This is a genomic window from Methylibium sp. (assembly GCF_013817365.1).
Lineage (GTDB): Bacteria > Pseudomonadota > Gammaproteobacteria > Burkholderiales > Burkholderiaceae_C > Methylibium.
The window spans coordinates 1-5703 of sequence record NZ_JACDCU010000279.1 but is presented as its reverse complement, the minus strand read 5'-3'; the positions used below and the strand labels follow the sequence as shown (position 1 = coordinate 5703).

Genomic DNA, 5703 nt, shown 5'->3' with positions numbered 1-5703 from the left:
CCGTTGTTGAAGCGCAGCGAGAACTCGATGTCGAGCTGGGAGATGTCGCCGGCCTGCTTGCCCACCTCCGCGTTGGCGCGCGTGGGACCCTTCTCACCGGTGATCGAGCCCGGCGCAATGTCGAGCGCGCCGATCGAGGAGCGGATGCCGCCGCCGTTCTTGATCGACACCGCGGTGCCGGTGTCCACCGTGCGGGCATAGGCCAGGTTGGCGTCGGCGCTCAGATTGCCGAGATTGGTTTCCTGGCTGCGCGCCAGCACGCGGTCGCCTTCCAGGTAAACCGTGGCGGCCCCGAACAGGTTGCCGTCCTTGGCGGCGATCACCGCATCGATCTTGTCGGCGATGGCCACCACCGCCGGGATCGCATCGGCCCCGCTCACGCCGGCGCGTGCCAGACCCTCGGCGTCGGTCGCCCAGGCGCCGTTGAGCTTTTCGTCGAGGCGGCCGACGATGACGCGGCCCTCATCGTCGAAGGGCAACACGATGCGGCCGAGGTACTTGTAGTCGGCATCGACGTTGACGACCAGCACCGGCTCGTCGTCGGGCGAGACGAACTCCAGCGGATAGGTGCCGCCGCCCGTGTCGCCCGGGCGCACGCGGTCGTCGGCGTCATACAGGCCCGTGTTCGAGCCGCCGGCGATGATGAGATCGACCCCTCGCAGCCGCGTTGCCAGCCCGCGCTCCACGTCGAGTTGCTGCATGTGCGCGAGCAGGATGATCTTGTCGATGCCGTCGGCGACGAGGGCATCGATCGAGGGCTGGATTTCGGCTGCCAGCGCATCGAGGTCGGCCGTGTCGGCGCCGCTCGGGCTCACGGCGATGCCGCCTACCGAGGTGATGCTCGGCAGCGTTGGTGTGCTGGCGCCGACCACGCCGATGCGCTCGCCATTCACCGTGATCACGGCGTACTTCGCCAGCTCGCCGGCCAGCTCGGCCGCCGCGGCGCCGTCGTTCTCGGGCGAAGCCAGCGCAGCGAGGTTGCCGTCGCCGGAGAAGTCGAGGTTGGCCGACAGGTAGGGGAAGGCCGTACCGGGCCAATCGTCGGCGTCGGGGCCGGTCGCGCGCAGCAGGCTCGCGAAGTAGTTGGTGCCCAGGTCGAGGTCGTGGTTGCCGACCGTCGAGGCCTGCAGGCCCATGGCGTTGAGGATGGCGATGTCGCCGCGGCCTGCCGAGGGCGCGCCGAGTTCGGGCGCCAGCGAGGCATCGTCGGCGGCGTTGAAGAAGGGGCCCGGAATGTAGTTGTCGCCCGAGGACAGAAAAACCGTGTTGTCGGGCTGCTCGCCGCGGAACTGCTGCAGCAGGGCCGAGAGTGCCTTCGAGTTTTCGACCAGGTCGCCGCCGCTGTCCATGTCGGCCACGTGGAGCACCTGCAACGTGAAGGCGGTGTCCGCCAGATCGTCGTCATCCGAGTCGCTCCCGCCGCAGGCTGCCAGCGCCGCCGATAGAGCGGTCACTGCAAACAGGGCAAGCGGGCGGCGGCACCGGGCGAGGGTCGCAAACTGCATTCGGGTCTCCTTGAAAACCCGTGAGCTTGGCAAATGCTGGTGTCAGCTTCGTGACCGTGCCGCACGCATGACGCGCTCGTCGGTGCGCGACGCCTTCAGGCGACGACCTGCGTGCGACGCGCGCGCAGCGCGCCGAACAATGCAAGCACGCCGGGTATAAGGATCATGGCCCAGATGATCTTGCTCAGGTTCGCCTGCACCCAGGGGATGTTGCCGAACAGATAGCCGGCCATCGTCACGCTGCCGATCCACAGCACCGCGCCCGTCACGTCGTAGAAGGTGAACTTGCTGCGTGTCATCAGGGCCACGCCGGCCACGAAGGGCGCGAAGGTGCGCAGGAAGGGCAGGAAGCGCGCGGCGATCAGCGTCACGCCGCCGTATTTTTCGTAGAACGCATGGGCCTGGTCGAAGGCGCGCCGGTTGAACCAACGGGAGTTCTCCCACTGGAACACCTTGGGGCCGAAGTGCCGTCCGATCGCGTAGTTGCACTGGTTGCCCAGGATCGCCGCCACGATGAGCAGTCCGATCGACAAGGGCAGGCTCATCAGGCCGACACCGCACAACGCGCCCACCACGAACAGCAGCGAATCGCCCGGCAGGAAGGGCATCACCACCACGCCGGTTTCGACGAAGATGATGGCGAACAGCAGCGCATAGACCCAGGTACCGTAGGTCAGTACGAAGTTCGTCAGGTGCACGTCGACCCGCAAGATGAAGTCGACCAGAAAGGCGATCAGTTCCATGCGCGGCATTATGTCCAGCGCTCGCGCCCGAGCGCGTGACAGGGGCCACACAGTGGGACGCCGCCGCTCGGGGTTGCAGGAAACACGGCTCCTACAATCTTGTTGGTGAGTGCCCTGCCCCTTCCGCCCGTGGCGTCTGCGCGCCGACCGATCCTCGAGCTGCCCGACGAGCTGATCAGCCAGATTGCGGCCGGCGAGGTTGTCGAGCGGCCCGCTTCGGTGGTGCGGGAGTTGATCGACAACGCGCTCGACGCCGGCGCACACGACATCACGGTCAAGCTGCTCGCCGGAGGCGTGCGAGCCATCACGGTCGAGGACGACGGCGCGGGCATCGAAGCCACCGAGTTGGCGCTGTCCGTCAAGCGCCACGCCACGAGCAAGATCGCCTCGCTGCACGAACTCGAAAGCGTGGCGACGATGGGCTTTCGCGGCGAAGCGCTGGCCGCCATCGTGTCGGTCGCCGAGGTCGCGATCACCAGCCGCACGCAGACCGCCCCCCACGCGCAGCGCCTGGACGCGCGCAGCGGCGAGCTGGCGGCGGCGGCGCGCTCGGTCGGCACCAGCGTGGAGGTGCGCGAACTGTTCTTCAGCACGCCGGCGCGCCGCAAGTTCCTCAAGACCGACGCCACCGAGCTCGCGCATTGTCTGGAGGCGGTGCGCCGTCACGCGCTCGTGCGCCCGGACGTCGGCTTCACCGTCTGGCACGAGGGCCGGCTCGTCGCCCGGTGGCGCGCGGCGGACCCCGACGAGCGCATGCGCGACATCCTCGGCGAGGAGTTCATGGCGCGCAGCTGCCTGCTCGCTGCGCGCGAGGGCCTGCTCCGGATCGCCGGGCGCGTCGGCCTGCCCGACGTGGCGCGCACCCGGGCGGACCAGCAGTACGTGTATGTCAACGGCCGCCACGTGCGCGACAAGCTCATCGCGCACGGTGCGCGCGCGGCCTTCGACGACGTGCTGCATGGCGGCCGCCAGCCCGCTTACCTGCTGTTCGTCGACATTGCGCCCGACCGGGTCGACGTGAACGTGCACCCGACCAAGACCGAGGTGCGCTTTCGCGATGCGCGCGAAGTGCACCAGGCCGTGCGGTATGCGGTGGAAGACGCGCTTGCGCTGCCGCGCACGCAGGCGGCGCCCTCCACGCCCTTCGAAAGCACCGCGCCGGCCATCTGGAACCCGATGCCGATGCAGTCCTCACTCGGGCTCGGCGCAGCGTCTTATGCGCAGCGCGCCGGCTCCGGCCAGAGCAGCAGCGGCGAAGTGCGCGAGCGCTCGACATTCGGCGCCCTGTGGGGCGCGACGGCACGGGCGGCAGGCAGCGCCGTGGCAGCGGACGTGAACGGCGCCAACGCGCCCGGCACCGACACGGCCGCACAGGGGACGGGTCAGCCGGGCGTGGGCGCCGGCACGCGGGAACCAGGCCACGCCCCGGCCGGTGCGGAGCCATTCGCTCACTACGAGCCCGACGCGTGGCCGCTCGGCCGCGCCGTCGCACAACTCGGCGGCATCTACATACTCGCCGAGAACGCGCAGGGGCTGGTCATCGTCGACATGCACGCCGCCCACGAACGCGTGGTCTACGAGCGGCTCAAGGCCGGCCTTGAGCAGACGCAGGCGGCGCGCATCGAGGCGCAGCCCCTGTTGATCCCCGCCACCTTCTCGGCCACGCCGACGGAAGTGGCCACCGCCGAGCAGCACACCGATGCCCTGGCCCGTCTCGGCCTGGACATCGCCCCGCTGTCCCCCGGCGTGCTCGCGGTCCGTGCTCAGCCAGCCGCGCTGGCGGGCGGCGACGGCGCCGAGCTGGCCCGTTCGGTGCTCGCCGAACTGGCACGCTTCGACGCCAGCCACGCGATCGAACGCGCCCAGCACGAGATCCTCTCAAGCATGGCTTGCCACGGCGCCGTGCGCGCCAACCGCCGGCTCACGCTGGACGAGATGAACGCCCTGCTGCGCGACATGGAAACCACCGCGCGCGCCGATCAGTGCAACCACGGCCGGCCGACCTGGCGGCAAGTGACGATCCGCGAGCTCGACGCGCTGTTCATGCGCGGTCGGTAAGAAAGCGTCAATCTCCATGGTTCGCCTGGGCAGCGCTGAACTTCTCGACCCCACCGACGCTCTGTGACGCATGCCGTTCGCCGCCCGCTTCCGTACGCCGCACCTCTCGACCCGCCGCATCGCCTTCGGTTTGCTGGCCGTCCTGCTGTCCCTCGGCATCTTCGCCGGCTGCGGCACGCTCGACTCGCAACAGAGGCGCTGGATCTTCCAGCCGGCCTCCCAGACTTGGTGGGCCGGCGAAGAGGTGGCCCTGGGCATGGAGCCCGTCTGGATCGAGTTCGAGTCCGGCGAGACGGGCCGGCCCGCGAAACTGCACGGCCTGTGGCATGCGCAGCCGCAGGCCGATGCCGGCAAGCCTGCGCCCGTGCTGCTTTACCTGCATGGCGCACGCTGGGACGTGATGGGCAGCGCGAGCCGCGTGCGCCGCATGCACAAGCTCGGTTTCAGCGTGCTGGCGATCGACTACCGGGGCTTCGGCCAGACCTCCAGCGAGCTCCCCTCCGAAGCCATGGCTTATGAAGATGCCCGCGCCGCCTGGGATTGGCTGGCCGGGCAGCATCCGCAGGCCGAGCGCTACATCTTCGGCCACTCCCTGGGCGCGGCCATCGCCGTTGACCTGGCAGCGCACGCCGAGGACGAGGCGGGGCTCATCGTCGAAGGCGGCTTCACCTCGATCCGCGAAGTCGTGGCCGGCATGCGTTGGGGCTGGTTGCCGGTAGGCCCGTTCATCTCGCAGCGCTTCGACGCGCGCTCGAAGATCGCCCGCATCGGCTCCAAGCTCTTGGTGGTTCACGGCAGCGACGACCGGCTTATCCCGTGGACCCTGGGGCAAACGCTGTTCGAGCTTGCGACCACGCCCAAGCGCTGGGTACTTGTGGAGGGCGGCTCGCACCACAGCACGAATTCGCTCGGCCAGGACGCCTACCGCAGCGCGCTGAGCGAGCTGTTCGGCCTCGGTTCCTGAGACCGCGCGCGCGGCCGGGCCGCAGCCTGCATGCTCCAATCGGAGCACCATGACGACTCTCAAACTCAAGAAGCCGGCCGCGCCCAAAGCTGCCGGTGAACGCCGCGCTCCGCTGCGAGGCAGCGGAGCGAAGCGGCCCCGGCCGACGCTGGCCGAAGCGCAAGCGGAAAGAGCGCGGCGCCTCGAGGAAGAAAAGGCAGCGCATGCACCGCAACGCGAAACAGCACGTGCCCCTTTCCCCCGTCGCGACGAACCGCGTGCGCAAGGACATCGAGGGCGCACCGGCACGCCGCCGACAGCGACTGCGCCGCGTGAACGCCCGCAGCGCAACGAGGAGCGACGCGAGGACCGGCCTGCGTCGCAGGGCGATCCGGCGCGCGCGCACGGTCGCCGCGATGCGTCTCAGGCGCCGCAACGCAGAGCGCCCCAAGGG

5 protein-coding genes are annotated in these 5703 nt (G+C 69.6%); 3 read left to right on the top strand and 2 right to left on the bottom strand.

The features are described from left to right. Both H0W38_RS15515 and H0W38_RS15510 read right to left on the bottom strand, forming a co-directional pair. The coding region (locus H0W38_RS15515; protein ID WP_292455666.1) for a bifunctional metallophosphatase/5'-nucleotidase at nucleotides 1-1505 on the bottom strand (1505 nt) is incomplete at its 3' end. A 95-nt stretch (nucleotides 1506-1600) separates the two neighbouring features. Then, nucleotides 1601-2248 carry a DedA family protein gene (locus tag H0W38_RS15510; protein WP_292455663.1) on the bottom strand — a complete coding sequence of 216 codons (648 nt, stop codon included), beginning with the start codon at nucleotides 2246-2248 and terminating at the stop codon, nucleotides 1601-1603. 105 nt (nucleotides 2249-2353) lie between these two features. Between H0W38_RS15510 and mutL the strand changes: the two genes are divergently transcribed. The 3 genes from mutL to H0W38_RS15495 all read left to right on the top strand — a co-directional run. Then, nucleotides 2354-4306: a DNA mismatch repair endonuclease MutL gene (mutL, locus tag H0W38_RS15505; protein ID WP_292455660.1), complete on the top strand. Its 1953-nt coding sequence runs from the start codon at nucleotides 2354-2356 to the stop codon at nucleotides 4304-4306. Nucleotides 4307-4376: 70 nt separating this feature from the next. Next, nucleotides 4377-5270, top strand: coding sequence for an alpha/beta fold hydrolase (locus tag H0W38_RS15500; protein ID WP_292455657.1), 894 nt, complete (start codon nucleotides 4377-4379; stop codon nucleotides 5268-5270). Between the two features lie 227 nt (nucleotides 5271-5497). Further along, nucleotides 5498-5703: hypothetical protein (locus tag H0W38_RS15495; RefSeq protein WP_292455656.1), on the top strand; the 206-nt coding region annotated here is incomplete at its 3' end.